At 64.2% G+C, this 17,876-nt stretch carries 17 protein-coding genes; 7 read left to right on the top strand and 10 right to left on the bottom strand.

From position 1 onward, the window contains the following. The 4 genes from ACYVJ8_RS14150 to rhlB form a co-directional block, all read right to left on the bottom strand. Positions 1–843: a response regulator gene (locus ACYVJ8_RS14150; protein ID WP_460713471.1), complete on the bottom strand. Its 843-nt coding sequence runs from the start codon at positions 841–843 to the stop codon at positions 1–3. Positions 844–933: 90 nt separating this feature from the next. Then, positions 934–1,857 (bottom strand): permease-like cell division protein FtsX, encoded by a 924-nt coding sequence (ftsX, locus tag ACYVJ8_RS14145; RefSeq protein WP_460713469.1) that lies wholly within the window; start codon positions 1,855–1,857, stop codon positions 934–936. Beyond that, positions 1,854–2,540 (bottom strand): cell division ATP-binding protein FtsE, encoded by a 687-nt coding sequence (ftsE, locus tag ACYVJ8_RS14140; RefSeq protein WP_460713467.1) that lies wholly within the window; start codon positions 2,538–2,540, stop codon positions 1,854–1,856. Before ftsE ends, ftsX begins: the two co-directional genes overlap by 4 nt. Before the next feature lie 120 nt (positions 2,541–2,660). Next, positions 2,661–4,364 (bottom strand): ATP-dependent RNA helicase RhlB, encoded by a 1,704-nt coding sequence (rhlB, locus tag ACYVJ8_RS14135; RefSeq protein WP_460713465.1) that lies wholly within the window; start codon positions 4,362–4,364, stop codon positions 2,661–2,663. Between the two features lie 218 nt (positions 4,365–4,582). Here rhlB and trxA point away from each other — a divergent pair, with 218 nt between their 5' ends. From trxA to ACYVJ8_RS14115, 4 genes are all read left to right on the top strand, one after another. Beyond that, the gene (trxA, locus tag ACYVJ8_RS14130) at positions 4,583–4,909 is read left to right on the top strand and encodes a thioredoxin (protein WP_460713463.1); all 327 of its coding nucleotides are present in this window, start codon (positions 4,583–4,585) and stop codon (positions 4,907–4,909) included. Positions 4,910–5,226: 317 nt separating this feature from the next. After that, on the top strand, positions 5,227–6,888 hold the full coding sequence (gene rho / locus ACYVJ8_RS14125) for a transcription termination factor Rho (protein ID WP_460713461.1): 1,662 nt from the start codon (positions 5,227–5,229) through the stop codon (positions 6,886–6,888). Positions 6,889–7,023: 135 nt separating this feature from the next. After that, positions 7,024–8,268 carry a tyrosine-type recombinase/integrase gene (locus ACYVJ8_RS14120; RefSeq protein WP_460713459.1) on the top strand — a complete coding sequence of 415 codons (1,245 nt, stop codon included), beginning with the start codon at positions 7,024–7,026 and terminating at the stop codon, positions 8,266–8,268. Between the two features lie 283 nt (positions 8,269–8,551). Next, complete coding sequence (locus tag ACYVJ8_RS14115) at positions 8,552–9,145, top strand: hypothetical protein (protein WP_460713456.1); 594 nt, start codon at positions 8,552–8,554, stop codon at positions 9,143–9,145. A gap of 120 nt (positions 9,146–9,265) precedes the next feature. Here the strand turns inward: ACYVJ8_RS14115 and ACYVJ8_RS14110 are convergent, their stop codons facing one another. Genes ACYVJ8_RS14110 through ACYVJ8_RS14100 form a run of 3 tightly spaced genes read right to left on the bottom strand, consistent with a single transcriptional unit; the run spans position 9,266 to position 12,891 of the window. Then, on the bottom strand, positions 9,266–10,948 hold the full coding sequence (locus ACYVJ8_RS14110) for a diguanylate cyclase domain-containing protein (RefSeq protein WP_460713454.1): 1,683 nt from the start codon (positions 10,946–10,948) through the stop codon (positions 9,266–9,268). A gap of 15 nt (positions 10,949–10,963) precedes the next feature. Beyond that, a complete protein-coding gene (locus ACYVJ8_RS14105; protein WP_460713452.1) occupies positions 10,964–12,466 on the bottom strand; it encodes an ATPase domain-containing protein in 1,503 nt (500 codons plus the stop codon). Further along, on the bottom strand, positions 12,463–12,891 hold the full coding sequence (locus ACYVJ8_RS14100) for a hypothetical protein (RefSeq protein WP_460713450.1): 429 nt from the start codon (positions 12,889–12,891) through the stop codon (positions 12,463–12,465). The genes ACYVJ8_RS14105 and ACYVJ8_RS14100 overlap by 4 nt, the downstream gene beginning before the upstream one ends. Before the next feature lie 438 nt (positions 12,892–13,329). Between ACYVJ8_RS14100 and ACYVJ8_RS14095 the strand changes: the two genes are divergently transcribed. After that, positions 13,330–13,983: a hypothetical protein gene (locus ACYVJ8_RS14095; protein WP_460713448.1), complete on the top strand. Its 654-nt coding sequence runs from the start codon at positions 13,330–13,332 to the stop codon at positions 13,981–13,983. Positions 13,984–14,065: 82 nt separating this feature from the next. Here the strand turns inward: ACYVJ8_RS14095 and ACYVJ8_RS14090 are convergent, their stop codons facing one another. The 3 genes from ACYVJ8_RS14090 to ACYVJ8_RS14080 form a co-directional block, all read right to left on the bottom strand. Next, positions 14,066–14,431, bottom strand: coding sequence for a hypothetical protein (locus ACYVJ8_RS14090; RefSeq protein ID WP_460713446.1), 366 nt, complete (start codon positions 14,429–14,431; stop codon positions 14,066–14,068). Positions 14,432–14,488: 57 nt separating this feature from the next. After that, on the bottom strand, positions 14,489–14,704 hold the full coding sequence (locus tag ACYVJ8_RS14085) for a hypothetical protein (protein ID WP_460713444.1): 216 nt from the start codon (positions 14,702–14,704) through the stop codon (positions 14,489–14,491). 427 nt (positions 14,705–15,131) lie between these two features. Beyond that, positions 15,132–16,028, bottom strand: coding sequence for a LysR family transcriptional regulator (locus tag ACYVJ8_RS14080; protein WP_460713442.1), 897 nt, complete (start codon positions 16,026–16,028; stop codon positions 15,132–15,134). 96 nt (positions 16,029–16,124) lie between these two features. Here ACYVJ8_RS14080 and ACYVJ8_RS14075 point away from each other — a divergent pair, with 96 nt between their 5' ends. Continuing rightward, on the top strand, positions 16,125–16,988 hold the full coding sequence (locus tag ACYVJ8_RS14075) for a type 1 glutamine amidotransferase domain-containing protein (protein WP_460713440.1): 864 nt from the start codon (positions 16,125–16,127) through the stop codon (positions 16,986–16,988). 116 nt (positions 16,989–17,104) lie between these two features. Further along, positions 17,105–17,869: an SDR family NAD(P)-dependent oxidoreductase gene (locus ACYVJ8_RS14070; RefSeq protein ID WP_460713758.1), complete on the top strand. Its 765-nt coding sequence runs from the start codon at positions 17,105–17,107 to the stop codon at positions 17,867–17,869. Positions 17,870–17,876: the final 7 nt, after the last annotated feature.

Below are 17,876 nucleotides of genomic sequence, written 5' to 3'. Positions count from 1 at the left end.
CTACGCGTCCAGCCTGCGCTGCTCCGGCATCCGCGCTACGCGCAACTGGAACAAGGTCTTGGTGACCAGCAAGCGTTCTTCGATCGGCTTGAGCACCAGATCGTTGGCGCCCATGCGCAGCAGCTCGCTCTGGTTGTCGGGATTGGCGTCGCCGGTCATCACCAGCACCGGCAGGCGGCGCTTGCCGTAGCCGAAGTCGTTGCGGATGCGCTTGAGCAGGTCGCTGCCTTCCAGCTCACCCTTGAGATAGACGTCCGTGAGCACGAGGTCCGCGCCGGGGTCGTCGTTGCCGCGATGCTGCTCCAGGTAGTCGAGCGCTTCCTCCACGCCGACGAAATGGACCACCGACAAGCCGCTGCGTTCGAGCATGCGCTTTGTCGCCAGCGCGACCACCTTGCTGTCTTCCACGTACAACACGCGCGCGCCGGGAATCGGTTCGGGCTGCACATAGCCGCGGATGAACGCCGCCAGCGCGCTATAGCCCAAGCCCTTGTCGAAGTAGTCGGTGACGTCTTCGGTGAAGCGGCGCGCTTCCAGCGCATCCTGCGCATTGCCGGACACCACGATGATGGGTACGTACGACTGGCCCGATGCCTCGCGCACCGTGCGCGCCAGCGCAATGCCGTCGCCATCGGGCAACACCAGCGAGGTAGTGACGAGATTCACGGCGCCCAGCGCCAAGGCGCTGCGCGCTTCTTCGATGCTGCTGCAGGCGACGAGTTCGGCTTCGGCGACTTCACGCACCAGCATGTCGCCGATCATTTTGCGCACCAACTTGCTGCCATCCACCACCATCACGCGCGGGGCGGCATTGTCGAGGTGGCGCAGATCCTGCGATGACATGAGAACTTCGGCAGCAACGGGCGAGTCGCGAGTGTACGCGCTGCGCCCGGGCTTTACGCGACGGACTTGCGACGCCGGTCGGGTTTTCGCTTAGGTTTCCGTCGGGCGGGTCTGGCGAAGGTAATGACCGGTTACGAAACCGGCGCCGATCCATCCAAGCACGCCGGCACCGAGCACGACGGCCGCGGCCTGCGGCGGTCCGAAGCCCTGCAGGATGAAACCGCTTCCATAACTGCGCGCCAGTTCGGCCAGCGGTGCGCGCAGCGCGACATCGGCGCCCGTCAGCATTGCCAGCGCGAGCAAGCCCGCCAACACGCCATAGCAAGCGCCCAGATACAGGAACGGCCGGCGGATGAAGCCGTCGCTGGCGCCCAGCAATTGCAATACACCGATTTCGTCGCGCCGCGATTGAATGTCCAGGCGCACGGTGTTGCCCACCACCAGCAACGCGCCCAGCCCCAGCAACGCGGCGAGCACCCAGGCGAGGCGCCCACCGAACAGCAGCCATTGATCCAGTCGATCGCGCCAACCGGCATCGTGCTGGACGACGTCTGCTTCAGGCAGTTGCTGCAGCGATTGCGCGAGCTCGGCTTCGTCGCGCTTGGGCGTGACCAGCAACAGGCTCGGCAACGGATTGCTTTCGAGCGCCGTGAGCGATTCGCCCAGGCCGCGCTGGCGCAGTTCGTCCAAGCCCTGTTCCGGCGTGCGCACTTCGACGCCCGCGACATCGGGGCGCGCCTTCAACTCGTCGGCGAGTGCTTGCGCCCGCGCCAGCGACACATCGGTCTTCAAGAACAGGCCGATCTGGCGCGACTGCTGCACATCTCCGGCGAAACGCTCGACATTCTGCAATGTCGCCCACAAGCCAAGCGGCAACGCCAGCGCCACCGCCATCACGCCGACGGTGAGCGCGGTCGCCCACGGCTTGCGCAGCAGGCGGCCCAGGCTGGCGACCAGGCTGTAGAGGTGGTGATCGAACCAGGTGCCGAGACGGGATTGGATTTCGGCGCTCATTCCGCCAGCTCCTCGGGCGCAATATCGTCGACCAGCCGTCCCTCGTTGAGCACCAGCACGCGCTTCTTCATGCGCTTGAGCAGGTTGAGATCGTGACTGGCGACGAGGACGCTGGTGCCGCGTTCGGGCAGCGAAGCGAACAGATTGAGGATCTCGGCGGAAAGCGTTGGATCGAGATTGCCGGTCGGCTCGTCGGCGACCAGCAGCTTGGGCTCCGCGACTATCGCGCGGGCGATGCCGACGCGTTGCTGCTCACCCGCGGAGAGCTGGCCGGGGAACGCGTTCGCGCGCGCCGCCAACCCGACCTTCTCCAGCACGCTGCGCACGCGCTTGGCGATCTCGCCGCGGCGCATGCCGCGCAGCACCAGCGGCAGACCAACGTTGTCGGCGACCGTGCGATCGGCGAGCAGGCGGTGATCCTGGTAGACCACGCCCACGTCGCGACGATGCAGGGCGACGCGGCCGCCGCGCACCTTGGCCAGATTCTTTTCGCCGAACAGCACTGCGCCGCGGCTGGCGCGCTCGCTGAGGTGGATGAGCTTGAGCAGCGTGCTCTTGCCGGCACCGGAGTGGCCGGTGACGAAGAGCATTTCGCCGGGCGCGACTTCAAAGCTGATGTCGGTCAGCGCGTGGTGACCGCTGTCGTAGCGTTTGCTGACGTTGTCGAAGCGCAGGACGCTCATCGTTTCCGGGATGGCGGCGAAGTCAGCGGCAAGTATCGGGGGCGCGGAGCGGGCTGGCTAGTCGATCCCCGCCTTCGCGGGGACGACGACAAATGCCAACGGCGACGAGCCGGCCCAGATTCAGTGCTGCGAGCTGGGAGCGCGCGTGATCAGCTTCTTCAGCCCGTGGCCGATACGCGCGAACAGGCCCGGCTTCGCCGATGCCGCCGACGCTGTTGGCTTGGCAGGCTTGGCCGGCACGTTCACCGGTGCCTTGTTCACGGACGACACGGCACCCTCGGCACCTTCGATGCGCTGGCCGCCACGACGGCGGCGGCGCTTGCGCGGCGCGCGTTCGCCCTCGGCTGCCGGCACGGCGGCGGCACTCGCAGCGGCGGGTTGCTCCGCACGCGGCGGACGCGGTGCGCGGGCTTCTTCACCGGTGCGCTCGCGGCGCGGCTGCCCGTCACGGGCTCCGCCGGCGCGAGATCCGCCACCTTCGCGACGCCCAGGACCGCTACGGCCACCGCCGCGGCTGCTGCGGCCACCGCCGCGACGCTCCTCGTCGGCCGCACGCTGTTCGCGCGCTTCCTTGAAGATCGCGCCGATGCTTTCGCCTTCGGCGTCGGCTTCGGTACCAGCCGGCAGTTCGCGCGGTGTGCGCGGCAGGGCGATGAGCAGGTCGGGCTCGACCGCGCCGACCGGAAGCTTCTGCTCGATGTAGCTTTCGATATCGGGCAGCGACATCGCATAGCGCTCGCAGGCGAAGCTGATCGCATCACCCTCTGCTCCAAGACGAGCCGTACGGCCGATGCGGTGCACGTAGTCCTCGGCGTCGAACGGCAGGTCGTAGTTGTAGACGTGCGAGACGCCGTCGATGTGCAAACCGCGCGCGGCCACGTCAGTGGCTACGAGGATCTCGAGCTGGCCCTTCTGGAAGCGGTTGAGCAGCGACTCGCGCTTCTTCTGCGGCACGTCGCCGCTGAGCACGCCGACGCGATAGCCGGCCTTCTCCAGCGAGCGCGCGACGCGCTCGACGAAGGCCTTGGTGTTGACGAACACCATCGTGCGCGCGCCCTCGCTGCGCGAGAGCAGGCCCAGCAGCAGCGGCAGCTTCTCCTCGTCGGACGGGAAGAACACCTTCTGGCGCACCTTGGCCGCGGTGATGAACTCCGTTTCGACGACGATCTTTTCCGGCTCGTTCATGTGCTCGTACGCGAGCTCGAGCACGCGATGGCTCAGCGTCGCGGAGAACAGCAGAGTCTGGCGCGTGGTGCGCTCGGGCATGCGCCGCAGCAGGAAGCGGATGTCCTTGATGAAGCCCAGGTCGAACATGCGGTCGGCTTCGTCCAGCACGCACATCTCGCAGGCGTGCAGCGATACGACCTTGTGCTGCTTGACATAGTCGATCAGGCGGCCCGGCGTGGCGATGATGACATCCGCGCCTTTCTGCAGGATCTCGCGCTGCTTGTCGTAGTCGACGCCGCCGTAGACCAGGGCGAACTTGAGGCCCAGCTCGCTGCCGAACTTCACCGCGTCCTTGTGGATCTGGATCGCCAGTTCGCGCGTCGGCGCCAGGATCAGTGCGCGCGGATCTTCCGGCTTGCGTTCGGCCAGTGCCGGACGCGTCAGCAGACGGTTCATCACCGCCACGAGGAAGGCCAGGGTCTTGCCGGTGCCGGTCTGCGCCTGGCCGGCGACGTCGCGCCCGGTCAACGCCAACGGCAGAGTCATCGCCTGAATTGGTGTGCAGCGCGTGAAGCCGGCGGCTTCGAGGCCGGCCAGCAAGGTGGGGTGCAGTTCGAATGAATCGAACGTGATATCGGTTAGGGGCTTATCGCTCATCTGTGTTTCATTCGTGCGCGCAGTGCGCGCTTGCATGGTGGCGGCCTGCATCGCAGACTGCCGGGGCCGGCTTGGCGGGCATGACGGGTTCCGTACCTCGTTCAGCCAGGCCGGTCCGGTTGGCGCCAGGGACTTGAAGCCGGCGCGAAACGCCCCAGTTTAACCCAGACCTTCGCCCCGGCCCGTTTTGTCGGGGCGCCGTCCTTCAGGAGATTCGCGTGAGCGAGAAAATTGTGCATGTCGGCGATGCCGATTTCGATGCCGTCGTGCTGGGCTCGTCGGAGCCGGTCCTCGTCGATTTCTGGGCCGAATGGTGCGGCCCGTGCAAGATGATCGCCCCGGCCCTGGACGAGCTGGCCGACACCTACGCCGGCAAGGCCAAGATCGTGAAGCTCAACGTCGACCACAACCGCGCCAGCGCGATGAAGTACCACGTGCGTTCGATCCCGATGCTGCTGCTGTTCAAGAACGGCCAGATCCACTCCCAGCAGATCGGCGCGGTGGGCAAGGCCCAGCTGAGCCAGATGATCGAAAAGGCGCTGTAAGGCCTGAAAGCCCTCTCCGGCCTGGAGTGGGCTTGACCCTGCTCCATCCGCGATGCCGCGCTCGGACGAGCTGCTGGGCGCTTTGCGAACAGCCGGTAGCCTACTTTTACCCCTCGCTGCGGCTCGTTCATCCTTACTAGGGCTGAACTTGTATCGAGGCGCCCTTGCCGCCGCGCGGCGGCAGTGCTAGTTTCGCCACGCAGGCTAGCCGGACCTGTATCGATGCCCGGCGCCGCGCCCCTCTTCTTCCATGACCCACGTCCCTGACGTAACGCTCGCCCACCGCGAGCGCTCGCCGCTTAGCGAGGATTCCCTGCTTGTCCGATAACACCCCCGATTCCGGCGAAACCGCCGAGAAGCGCGTGCGCAAGGCACGCGTCGTGAAGGCCGACGCCCCGGCCGCCCCCGAACAGACCGCTCCGGCCCCCGCCGCACCGCGCGAAGCCGCACCGCCACCCCCGCCCGTCGCCGAAGCCCCGGCCCCGGCCCCGGCCGCTGCTTCCAGCGAGCAGGCCCCCGCCGGCAATGGCGGCGACGGCCAGTCGCGTGAACAGCGCGATTTCGAAGGCGGCGGCCGCAACAACCGCCGCGACCGCTTCCGCAACCGCCGCGACCGCCAGCGCGAGCGCTACCGCGAAGGCGGCATGCAGGACGACGGCGGCAACGCCGAAACCTTCGTCCCGCGCCCGCACCCGCAGGTGCCGGAAGGCTTCCCGAGCTATTCCCTGGGCGACCTCAAGCGCATGCCGGCCAACCGGCTGCTGGAAATCGCCGACCAGCTGCAGATCCAGGAGGGCGTCGCCCGCGCCCGCAAGCAGGACGTCATCTTCGCCCTGCTCAAGGTCCTCACCCGCCACGGCGAAGGCGTCGCCGCCGACGGCGTGCTGGAAATCCTCCCCGACGGCTTCGGCTTCCTGCGCTCGCACGAGGCCAGCTACCTGGCCGGCCCGGACGACACCTACATTTCGCCCAGCCAGATCCGCCGCTTCAACCTGCGCACCGGCGACCACCTGTCCGGCCGCATCCGCTGGCCGAAGGACGGCGAACGCTATTTCGCCCTGGCCGTGGTCGACACGATCAACGGCGAGCCGCTGGAAGCGTCGAAGAACAAGGTCCTGTTCGAGAACCTCACCCCGCTGTTCCCGCGCCGCAAGTTCAAGCTCGAGCGCGCCGACGGTTCGACCGAAGACATCACCGGCCGCATCCTCGATCTGATGGCGCCGCAGGGCAAAGGCCAGCGCGCGCTGATCGTCTCGCCGCCCAAGGCCGGTAAGACGATGATGATGCAGCAGGTGGCCACGGCCATCACGACCAACCACCCGGACGTGCACCTGATCGTCCTGCTGGTCGACGAGCGTCCGGAAGAAGTGACCGAAATGCAGCGCACCGTGCGCGGCGAAGTGGTCTCCTCGACCTTCGACGAACCCGCCGCCCGCCACGTGCAGGTCGCCGAAATGGTGATCGAGCGTGCCAAGCGCCTGGTCGAGCACAAGAAGGACGTCGTGATCCTGCTCGACTCGATCACCCGTCTGGCCCGCGCCTACAACAACGTCGTGCCGTCCTCGGGCAAGGTCCTCACCGGCGGTGTCGACGCCAACGCCCTGCATCGCCCGAAGCGCTTCTTCGGCGCCGCGCGCAACGTCGAGGAAGGCGGTTCGCTGACCATCATCGCGACCGCGCTGATCGATACCGGCTCGAAGATGGACGAGGTGATCTACGAAGAGTTCAAGGGCACCGGCAACTCCGAAGTGCACCTGGACCGTCGTATCGCCGAAAAGCGCGTCTACCCGGCGATCAACATCAACCGCTCGGGCACCCGCCGCGAAGACCTGCTGATCGAGCCGGAGCTGCTGCAGAAGATCTGGATCCTGCGCAAGCTGCTGCACGGCATGGACGAAATCGGCGCGATGGAATTCCTGCTCGACAAGATGAAGACCACCAAGTCGAACGACGAGTTCTTCAGTTCGATGAAGCGCTGACCCGGGAACCCCCGGGGAAACGGGCCCCAAGCCTCATAGGCGGGGCCCGTCCCTCAAGGAGGAGGGAAGCGGGGTTTGACCCCCGACTTTGACCACCGTGCAGCTAGAGCCCCCTGACCATGAAGGAAGGGGCGCGTGCGCAAGACGCAGTATCTGCAACGGCTAGGGCAATCCTGGTACCTACGCGTGAAAGTCCCGGCCACCCTGCAAGGGCGCGTCGGCAACACGCATATCCGGCGCGCGCTTAAGACGCGGGACCTGGACGAGGCCGTGCGCCGCAAGTGGACCGCGCTTGCGCAGGTCAGGAGCTATCTGGATGCGTTAGCAGCCGGCCTCCCATCCGCAGCCGCCCCGATTGCAATTAATTGCAATCGCTCACCTGCTCGGCCAGTGCAATTAATTGCAAATTCAGAAGAGCGGCCCACCACCGGCCTCGATGCCTTGCTGGATAGGTGGCTGGAGAGCACCAGCAGCCTCAAGACCACGCGGTTTCAGCGCCGGCAGGCCTATATGGAGCTGCGCGCCTTCCTTGATGGCGACTGCTCACCGGAAGCCGTTACGGATGCCGTAGCGGCCGACTACGTCGACGAGCGTCTAGCGAAGTCCCCCGACAGCCCAAGCACGCGCAGGCGCAAGCTCAGCGCGTTGGGCGCGTTCTGGGAGTGGATGGCGACGCGACGTTTTGTGCCTAGGGGGACTAACCCGTGGAAGGGCTTTCGACTGGTCGCCAAGGATCACGAACGCAAGAAGCCGAAAAAGCGGCCGTACACCATGCAGGAGTTGGTACAGCTGTTCTCCGGTTCCCCGACCTATCCCGCCTTGCGGGAAGTCATGGCATTGGGTCTGTACACCGGAGCCCGCATCGACGAGCTGTGTTCTCTAGCCCAAGGTGACCTCCGCTTTGAGCGCAACGTGGTCTATGTGCGCATACGAAAGAGCAAGACGGATGCGGGTGCGCGCACGCTGGCAGTGGCGCATCCGATCCCGCTCTCCATTCTTCGCGCCCGATTACGCAAGCGCGCGCCATCGGTCTCGCAACTATTCCCTGAATTGAAGGGCGGGGGCTATGACAAGAAGTTGTCCTGGCATGTCGGCCAAGCCTTTCGATATCACCGAAACAAGCAAGGCCTCACCGGTGAGACGGACTTCCACTCGCTGCGCCGTACCTTCATCACATGTCTAGAGAACTTGGGCGTGGATCAGGTGCGGATCGCCCGTTACGTAGGCCATCAGCTGCCCACGCTAGCTTTTACTGTGTATTCCGGCGGAAGCACGGAGACAACGCAGCGCGCGACCGGCAAGGCCGTGCATTTCCCGCGCGACGTTGAAGTAGCCGTGCGCAGATTTCTGCTGGACTCATCTCAGACCGCTGAGTGTTGATCAATAGCGAGCATTTCCGGTGACTGCTATCGGCCAGAAGCGGACATGCACTCAACACATGAATTAAGCCGAGCCGAAGCGGCTTCGGCTTGAATGAAATTGTTAGATCGCAAAGCCGAACAGGCTGCCAATTGCGATCTTGTCCTCCATTTGGAGGATGTGGTCGAGCCGTCCAGTCACGACACTCAGCCTGCCAGCCCCTCCTGGCTAGCGAAGCGAGGGTGTCATGTCGCAGTGTGTCCGTACCGGCCGTGTGGCCTTTGGTTGGAGCGCGATTTCGCGCGTGCTGCTGCTGAGCCTGCTGTGGGCTATCGCCTTCGCAGCCCGGGCTGTGACGCCGGCGATTGTGACGGAAGATTCCACCAACTGCTTGCTTCGCCAAGACGGCAGCGTTTCGTGCTGGGGCTACAACGGCAACGGGCAGGCGGACCCACCGGCGGGGCCGTTCGAGCAGATCAGCATGGGAACGTGGTCAGGGTGCGGCCTGCGACTATCCGGACAGGTGGAATGCTGGGGCGGTCAAAACACCAGCTATCCGACGAATGCATGGCTCGACATCCCTGCCGGGACCTACACGCAGGTCGATGCGGGCAGCAACTTCCACTGCGCGATCCGCGACGACCAGAAGATCGTCTGCTGGGGGCCACTGTTTCCAGGTGGTTACATTCCCTTCCCCGCCGATGACGATCACTTCATTCAGGTCAGCAAGAGCGACGGCTTCTGTGCGGGACATGCAATATATTCATTGGGGGCGCCCATGTGTGGGCAGCCGCTTAGCAGGCCGATAAGAGAGGCACCCGCAAGAATTCGCACGATCGGAACAGGTCGATTCGGACGGGACATGGTGTGCCCCCTACTTGACCCGACGGGTCATTGAGAACAGGGAGGATGTTCGGCCGCACGCCGTGACGCTGGCGAGAAGCGAGCCGGTCTATCCGATCTGCAATCACCACGTGAACCGCAGTACCTACGGCGGAGGTGCGGCATCTGCCAGCAGCTAGGCCACGTGTTTGCGATGGACCCCTTTGCGAGTCCTATTGCGGCCGCGCCGAACCTGCGGCGCGTGTGTGTCATCCAGAGGGAGCGTGACAACGAACTGGCTGCCAAGCCCGGTACCCGCACTGGTCGCGACCACGGTGCCGCCATGCGCTTCGACCAACTCGCGCACTACCGTAAGTCCAATGCCCAAGCCCGCGCCGTTGAATCCAATGGCGTGCTTGTCTTGCACGAACGGCTCGAAGATCTTGGGCAAGGCTTCGGCGGTAATCCCGATACCGCTGTCAGACACGGTCATCGCAAGGGCACCGTCCCTCACGACGACCGAAAGCCCGATCTCGCCACCATTGGGCGTGTACTTGGACGCGTTGTCGAGCAGGTTGCGAAGAATCTGCGCGAGGCGGATCGGATCCCCTTGCATTTCCAGAGCACGCGAGGGCACCTGGACGGTGAAGCGTTGCAGGCGGGTGTCCATCGCAGGTCGGCAGGCGTCGACCGCCTCGTCAATGATGCCGGTCATGTAAACCGCCTGATGTTCCAGCCTCAGCTTGCCGGTGTTGCCGCGGGAAACGTCGAGCAGGTCACTCACCAGGCGCACCATGTGCTCGACTTCTTGTTCGATGACGGCTTGATAGCGCGGTATTTCTTCCGCACGCACCAAGCCCAGCATTTCGGCTGCAATGCGAATGGGCGTCAGTGGGTTGCGCAGTTCGTGCGCCACGACGGCGAGGAACTCCTTCTGCTGGCGCTGCGCCAGTTCTGCGGCGGCCTGCAATTCCTGCGCGCTGAGCGCAGCCAACACCAGTTCCCCGTTCGCTTCCCGCAGCTGTACGTATCGCCGTTCTCGCTCGGCCGCTGCAACTTCGTAATGGGTAAAGGGCCGCTGCAACGACGCAAGTGCCGGCAAAGGCAGGCTTCGTGCACTTGGGTGTTCCTCGCCATGAAAGATGAAACTACTGCCCCCGAGCCGCTTGGCGCGGTACATGGCGGTGTCCGCGCGGTCAATGAGCGTCTCGGCATCTTCGCCATCATCAGGGTAGACGCTGATTCCGATGCTCGCGGTGAGGCGCAGCACGTGATCGCGTACACGGCTGGGGACGGCGAGGGCCGCGATCACCTTGTCGGCGACAAGGGCTGAGTCGGACGCATGAGACACCTCGGTGAGCAGGATCAGGAACTCGTCGCCACCGTAGCGACTGACCATGTCCTCTTCGCGAACCAGGGACACGAGCCGATGCGCGGCCAGCTTGAGCACCTCATCGCCGGCGGCGTGGCCGAGCGTGTCGTTGATCTGCTTGAAGTTGTTGAGGTCCAGGAACAGCAGTGCCATCCGGGTGCCATGACGCTTTGCATGGGCGATGGCACCCGCGAACCGGTCAAGCAGCCGCACGCGATTGGGCAATGCCGTCAGCGTGTCGAGTTCCGCCGATCGCGACAGTTCTTCCAGCGCCCGCGACGCAGCCTCAGCATCGCTCTGCGCACGCAACGCGGCAAGCACCAATTGTTCGTTGGCCTCGAGCAACCGGGCCGACTGGCTGCTGTCCAGGAGGTGCTCGGCCTCGACCACCTCCCGGTGCAAGCGGGTCAGCGCCGCACGCGCCTGCTCGGCTTGCTGCTGCAATTGGGCGAGTTCGCGCTCGGCCTTCGTCAGGGCGCGCGTTTTTCGGGGCGGGGCTTTGTTCATGGCGACATGACTCAACTATTTGTCGGTACCCTCGATCGGGCCTGACAAATCGGAGGCACGCTTTCTCGTCGGCCTGCCGCCGAGCAGCCCCTCCTGGGCGGGGAGCATCTCGCCGATTCGGATGCCGTCGTCGTCGATGCTGAACTCGCGCAACTCGTCCGAATGGGCGCTCGCCCGAACCTTGACCACCGCCATCACGCGCCGCAGCCGGCTGTCGACCTCGATGTAACGCTGCACGATGATCGCGTCGGTCAGGAAAGCGGTGCCATACGGGCTGAAGCGCAGATCGGAGTAACGGTCCTCGAGCTCGGAGGTCATCAGCACGGTGGCACCTGCGCCTGTCAAAGCAGTGACCAGGCGCAACAGCGATTCGCGAAAGTCTTCTCGGAAGGTCGGCGCCAGGGCGAGCTCGAACGCTGAGAGCGAATCGATGACGACGCGACTCGCATTGAGCCGACGGATCTCGTTCAGCAGCAACAACACGATCTCATCGATCGAAAGGTCGGGTGCGCGACTGTCCACCAGTCCCACGCGGCCGCTTTCGACCAGGTCGGTAAGCACAGGGTTGCGCGATCGGTTGGGACGCTGCTCGAAGACCGCAATGACGCCGGTTTCCCCGCAGCGCGCCCCCTCTGCCAGGAAGGCCGCTGCGAGAATGCTCTTGCCCGATCCCGACGGCCCGGCCACGAGCATTGAGTAGCCGCGCGGCAAACCGCCGCCCATCATGTCGTCCAGGCGCGGCACGCCCATCAACAGACGCGGGCCAAGCGATCCCGGACTCGCTTCGGCATGCGCGGGAAGCGCCACGCGTGCGGGCGCGAATACTTCAAGGCCGGCCGTGCTGATGCGGAACGTGTGCAGCCCCGGCAATGTCGGTTGCCCGCGCATTTTCATGATCTCCATTTTTCGCACCATGGAGTTGCGCTGCACGCTCTGGCGCAGCCAGATCAGTCCGTCGGCTACGGTGAGTACCGGGTTGGCGTCGGTTTCAGTGTCGGTGTCGGTGAAGTACTCGCCAATCAGGAAGGTCGTAGCCTGCCAGCTGGTCATCAGCATGCCGAGCTGCTGCACGAACTGCTGCAGATTGTTATGGGGGTTGCCCTCGCCACGGCTCGCGTGCACCACGGATCGGAAGGAGTCCACGAACACCAGCGCAGGATGGTGTGCCTCCACCTCAGTGACGATGCGCTGCAGCACCTGGTCGAGGTCGCCTGCCGACGCATCGTCCGACAGGTTGATGAAATGGATCGAGCGGTTGATCAACTTGCTGTCGAAGAAATCGAATTGCTGCTGGTAGCGCAGCATCTTCAAGGGGGGCTCGCCGAGTACGGTGAAATAAAGCGCCGGGCGCTCGGGTGTCGCCAGCGCGAACATCATCTGGTGCGCCAGCGTGGTCTTGCCGCAGCCGGGCGGCCCCGCGATGAGGTTGAACGAGAATTCCGGCAATCCACCGCCCAGCACCTCGTCCAGGCCCGGCACGCCGGTGGCCAGGCGATTGATGGTGACTTTGGAGTTCATGGCGAGGTGTCCTGCGCGGGCGGGCCGCTTGGAAAGTGGGCCCATACGGGACGAAGCAATTGCTCGGTGAGCGCGGGCCCCACCAGGCTGGCCAGCAAGTCATGGAACGTCTGCAGAAAGGCGCCACCCGCCGCGGCGGCGTCGGTACTGTTCTGCTGCGCAAAAACATATTTCAGCGCCGCCAGATCCACGGCCGTCGGACCCCCTTCATGCATGCCCGCCAGCCACGGGTGGGCGGGACCGATGAGGTAGAGGCTGCGCTTGAAGAGCATGGCGACGCCCCGCTGTCCGACGATGGGGCTCAGGACGGCCTCAATTTCTTGCCATGCCGACACGATCGCGTCGGCGATTTGCGCGGCATTCGCACCGCTTTCGACCCGGTCTGCAAGAGTCGTTGCGATCCGATGGCTGTCTGGACTTTCCACAGGCGACCAGTCATGACCGTTGGGTGCAGGCGTTCCGATACTACGCCTTTGCGCTCCCCGCTGCCCAAAAGGCTCCGGAAGAGGCGTCACCGCCGCGGCCAAGAGCAAGAGCGATTGTTCTTCGTTGCCTTTGACCGAAGCCTGTCAGCACATCTTGCATCTCCCCTTCGGCGCACCGTTGGCGAATGGGACGAATACGACCTTGTAGCCACTCAGTTGCTTCCGATTCCAGGCCTGTCGCGGGGATGGGTGTCGCGCCGTCGGGCCAACCCTTGGCCGGCGCTTTCACCCCCAAGCGCCCCAATTGTCGAAACGACCCCTGAACGCGCCTGCCAATCCGCGCTGCACTGGTGCGCAGTTCAGCGTGGGCATGCGTTTGAAGGGCTTTGCGCACACTGCGCTGACTGATCACCGGTGACACTGCATATGCATCGATCGATGCAGACTCGTGTCACCGTAATGAAAGCCTTATCTACTGTCTTTGCCCTCTCCGTTCTGGCCATAAGTCTGGGCCTGCATCCGTCACCGGCTGCAGGCGATATCCAGCGATGCGAAACCGAGGATGGCGAGCGAATCTATACCGACCGCGCCTGCGCCCTATTCGCTGCCACTGCTGCGCCGATGTCGGGAGAACTGTTGGGCCGGATCGCCCACGAAGAAGCTCAGTCACTCGCTGCTGCCATAGAGCAAGGTGCTGCGATTGAGGTGGACTTGCCGACAGAGTTCGGTCGGCGCCCGGTCGCCAGCGGCTGCGCGCGCACGCCGACGCAGCTGACAAAGGATTTGCAGGGTTCGTTCGCGCTCGGCAACGTCAATCGTGTTGCCGAAAGCTACCATTGGGTTGGCCTCGATAATGCTCACGGGCAGCGCATCTTGGATCGCCTCGAGCATATGGGCCAAAAGCCGCTCACCGACAGCCGCTATTACGCCGCTCAGATCTTCGCCGCAGATGACGCAAACGCCTGGCTAGCAAGCACGGGTGCGCTCGGTAGCGGCGGCGTGATGCAACTCGTATTTGGCGATGGGAGTTCGAGTTCAGTGACCGACTTCCACGTTGTGCGCTATGCAGGTTGCTATTTCGTCAAGTTCTGAACGCCGTCACGCCCGTTGTGGCATGCCCAGCCGCGAGGCTATGACACCTTTAGTGATTGCTAGCGGCGTCCATTGGCACCGCTCATTGGCTGCGGCCCTCCATATGGAATCTGTGCAGGATGCGATGCGCGACCGGGGCGAGAATGACGCCTGCCGCAAAAATGACCGCCAGGCCGCAGTAGAGCGCATACAATCCGGCAAAGAGCTTGCCGCCCGCGGTAACCGGCACATCGACCGGGCCCATGCCCCCCAGAAGCATGGACGCGTTGAGAAAGGCATCGATCCAGCGCAAATCTTCCAGCGTGTGGTAACCAATCATGCCGATGAAAAGAGAAACGGCAATGAGCGCGATTGCAATGATGCTGCTGTAAGCCAGCCGGACAATAAACTGTCGCAGAGGTATGACGGGTTGCGCCCGATGCTCGAAAATTGGAAGCACCTTGTTCACCGATGGCTTTACGCCTGAATTAAGCCGAGTCACGAAACGGCTGGACTTGATGGATGGTTAGGCGTTGTTCGCCGACGACCAAGTCTCTAGCTGTTCCAAGGCGAATGTAGCGTTCTCGTATGCCTCAACGGCAGCTTCGGCAAGCTTCTTCTTTCGATCGCCAGATGCGCGACCACCATCTGTGTGTTTGGTGGCCAGCTCCGCCGTTCGCTCCGCGACTTCGCGGTCCAGGAACTGAGAAAATACAATCTTATAGACTTCGTTGCGGTCCACGATCGTCTCCTCGAGATGCCTAACGCCTGAATTAAGCCGGGCCACAAAGGCGGCTTCGGCGCGAATGAATCGTTACGGCGTGTGTTCCTGCCTGTTGAACCAAAAAAGCATCAATTCACCAGCCTAGAGTCACTGGCTTGGCCTGAGCATTACCCATTTCGCGAGTCATCTCCGCCATGGTCGCTCCGTCATGTTGTTGCATGGCATTTCGGTAGGCCCCGAATATGGGTCGGGCTTAACCCCGATGAATCCTACCCGGAAGAGATCAGGCGCCCAACGGTCGGCACGAGCACGGGGAAGCAGCATGGCGGCTAGCGTCGGCGGGCTCATTCGACATTAGACCGTGGGCGTTCGCATTGCGAGTGACATTGTATCGCCAGATGCATTCGGTCCCCAGCTGACGTCGGCCAGCGGCCGCTTTGGGTCGTTAGTTGTCAGCCAGCACTTCAATCAACGCACGTGAAGCGGCCGAAAGGCGGCGATGTGGGGCATAGATCAACGAAAACGAACGTGATCGGCCACGCGTTCCCGGCATGACCTCGACGAGATGGCCGCGTTCGATGCGATCGCGAACGATGAAGTCGTAACTCTGGCAGATGCCGATGCCGTGTGCGGCCAGTGATACCACGCCGAGCACGTCGTCGGTTATTTCGAACCGCGTCGGGGGCGGCCACTCAACGTCTTCGCCATCGACGCAAAACACCCACGGCGCCACGCGGCCAGAGCTGGGCATCACGAACGACAAGCAGATGTGCGACGCCAGGTCGTCCAGGTTGCGCGGGGTGCCGTTGCGGTGCAGATACTCCGGCGATGCGACAAGGCACAGCGCGGCGTCCTCGAGCTTGCGCGCCACCAGTCCGCCATCCGGCAAGGTCCCCAGGCGAATCGCAAGGTCGAAACCTTCGGCGACCAGGTCGACATTGCGGTTGGTGATGTTCAGTTCGACCTGCACGCGCGGGTATTGCGCAGCGAAGCGCTGCAGCAACGGCGGCAACCGGTAATGGCCATACGTCGTCGGCACGCTCAGCCGCACGCGTCCGCTGAGTTCGCCCTCCTGTCCCTGGATGGCGCGCTCTGCATCATCGATCAGCGAGAACGCCGCGCGGGTCTGTTCCAGATAGACGCGGCCTGCTTCTGTCAGGCCGATCTGGCGCGTGGTTCGCCGCAGCAACTGGCTGCCCAGCCGTGCCTCGAGCCGCGCGATCGCCCGGCTGATCACCGACGGCGTGGTCGATAGCGCCACTGCGCCGGCGGTCAGCGAGCCGTGTTCGACCACGGCTATGAAGGCTTCGACATCGCCGAGGTGATCGAATCGCCGGCCCATTATTGCCTCGCAAGCAAGGATTATTTGTCGGAAAGCCAGTTTATCGCCGCAGAAGGTGGCAATACAGTGCCGCCACCCTCCCTACAGGTGAAGACCATGAGCCGTTCCACTTCCGCCAGGACCCTGCTGAACAAGCTGGCCGTCGCGACCGTGTTCGCGCTGGCTGCCTCCTCCGCTCAGGCCGCCAACGTGCTGGTCGTGCTGTCCGATGCCGACCACCTCGACCTCAAAGACGGCAAGGTCTTCCCGACCGGCTTCTACCTCAACGAACTGATGCAGCCGGTCAAGCTGCTGCGCGACGCCGGCCACCGGATCACCTTCGCCACGCCGAGCGGCCAGGCGCCCACGGTGGACCAGAAGTCCGTCGACGCGATGTATTTCAACAACGACGCGACCGACCTGCAGGCGCACCAGGTGCTGCTCGACGAGCTTGCGCTGACGTCGAAGGAGACCTCGCCGGTGGTGAGCCTCTCGCGCATCGAACAGATCGGTTACGACCGCTTCGATGCCGTCTACATCCCCGGTGGCCACGCGCCGATGCAGGATCTGTTGAAGAGCCCCGCACTCGGCCGCCTGCTGATCGACTTCCACAATCGCGGCAAGACGACCGCGCTGGTGTGCCACGGCCCGATCGCGCTGCTGTCGACGCTGCCCGACGCGAACGCATTCGTCGCATCAATGGAAAGCACCGGCAAGGCCGAGCGCGCGCCGGAGTGGATCTACAGCGGCTACAAGGTCACGGTCATCAGCAACCAGGAAGAACTGCAGGCCAAGCCGCAGCTCAGCGGTGGCGAGATGAAGTTCTATCCGCAGACCGCTTTGCAGCAGGCCGGCGCGCAATACCGCAGCAACACGGCGCCATGGACCGCGAACGTGGTCGTCGATCGCGAACTGATCACGGGACAGAACCCGGCGTCGGCCGTCGGCGTTGCCAAGGAACTGCTCGACCGTCTCAGGTAGGCACGCCGCACTAGTCGCGCCCGTTTTCCCATCTGCCAAGCGCCTGTCGAAGCCAGCGCTTCATTTCTTACGCTCGAAGGAACCCCATGGATCTGTAACTCAAAGGCAAGACCGCCATCGTCACCGGTGCGACCGCCGGCATCGGCCTGGCCATCGCCAGCACGCTGGCCCGGGAAGGTGTGGAAGTGACCATAACGGGTCGCAGCCAGGACAAGCTCGACGCCGCCGCGGCAAAGATCGCTGCTGATGCTAGCGGCAGTCGCGTTCGCACGATCATGGCGGACCTCGCCAATGCGCACGGTGCCGCTGCGCCGATCGAGGGCCAACCGGACGCCGACATCCTGATCAACAACCTGGGCTATTACGAAGCCAAGCCGTTCGCCGACATTGCCGATGACGACTGGCTGCGAATGTTCGACGTCAATGTGATGTCCGGCGTGCGTCTGTCGCGTCATTACTTCCCGCGCATGCTTGCCCGCGACTGGGGGCGGGTGATTTTCATCTCCAGTGAAGTCGGCGCCTTCACGCCGCCGGACATGGTGCATTACGGCGTGAGCAGGTCGGCGCAGCTGGCCGTTTCGCGCGGCATGGCCGAACTGACGAAGGGCACCGGCGTCACCGTCAACAGCGTGCTGCCGTCCGCGACCCGCTCCGATGGCATTGTCGAGTACCTGCGCCAGACGGCGCCGCGCCCCGGCATGAGCGATGCGGACATCGAAGCGCACTTCTTCGAAACCTATCGCCCCAGTTCGCTTATCGCGCGGATGATCGAAGCCGACGAGATCGCCGCGATGGTGGCGTTGCTAGCAAGCCCATTGGGAGCGGCATCCAACGGCGCGGCCGTGCGCGTCGAAGGCGGCACGTTCCGGTCGATTCTCTAGGGACAGC

Source organism: Lysobacter terrae, from assembly GCF_054782215.1.
This window is presented reverse-complemented; position numbering and strand designations above follow the sequence as displayed.

Coding starts and splice junctions, on each gene's coding strand:
- ACYVJ8_RS14150 (WP_460713471.1), bottom strand. CDS start 843: ATGTCATCGCAGGATCTGCGCCACCTCGACAATGCCGCCCCGCGCGTG.
- ftsX (WP_460713469.1), bottom strand. CDS start 1,857: ATGAGCGCCGAAATCCAATCCCGTCTCGGCACCTGGTTCGATCACCAC.
- ftsE (WP_460713467.1), bottom strand. CDS start 2,540: ATGAGCGTCCTGCGCTTCGACAACGTCAGCAAACGCTACGACAGCGGT.
- rhlB (WP_460713465.1), bottom strand. CDS start 4,364: ATGAGCGATAAGCCCCTAACCGATATCACGTTCGATTCATTCGAACTG.
- ACYVJ8_RS14110 (WP_460713454.1), bottom strand. CDS start 10,948: ATGAACAAAGCCCCGCCCCGAAAAACGCGCGCCCTGACGAAGGCCGAG.
- ACYVJ8_RS14105 (WP_460713452.1), bottom strand. CDS start 12,466: ATGAACTCCAAAGTCACCATCAATCGCCTGGCCACCGGCGTGCCGGGC.
- ACYVJ8_RS14095 (WP_460713448.1), top strand. CDS start 13,330: ATGCAGACTCGTGTCACCGTAATGAAAGCCTTATCTACTGTCTTTGCC.
- ACYVJ8_RS14080 (WP_460713442.1), bottom strand. CDS start 16,028: ATGGGCCGGCGATTCGATCACCTCGGCGATGTCGAAGCCTTCATAGCC.
- ACYVJ8_RS14075 (WP_460713440.1), top strand. CDS start 16,125: ATGAGCCGTTCCACTTCCGCCAGGACCCTGCTGAACAAGCTGGCCGTC.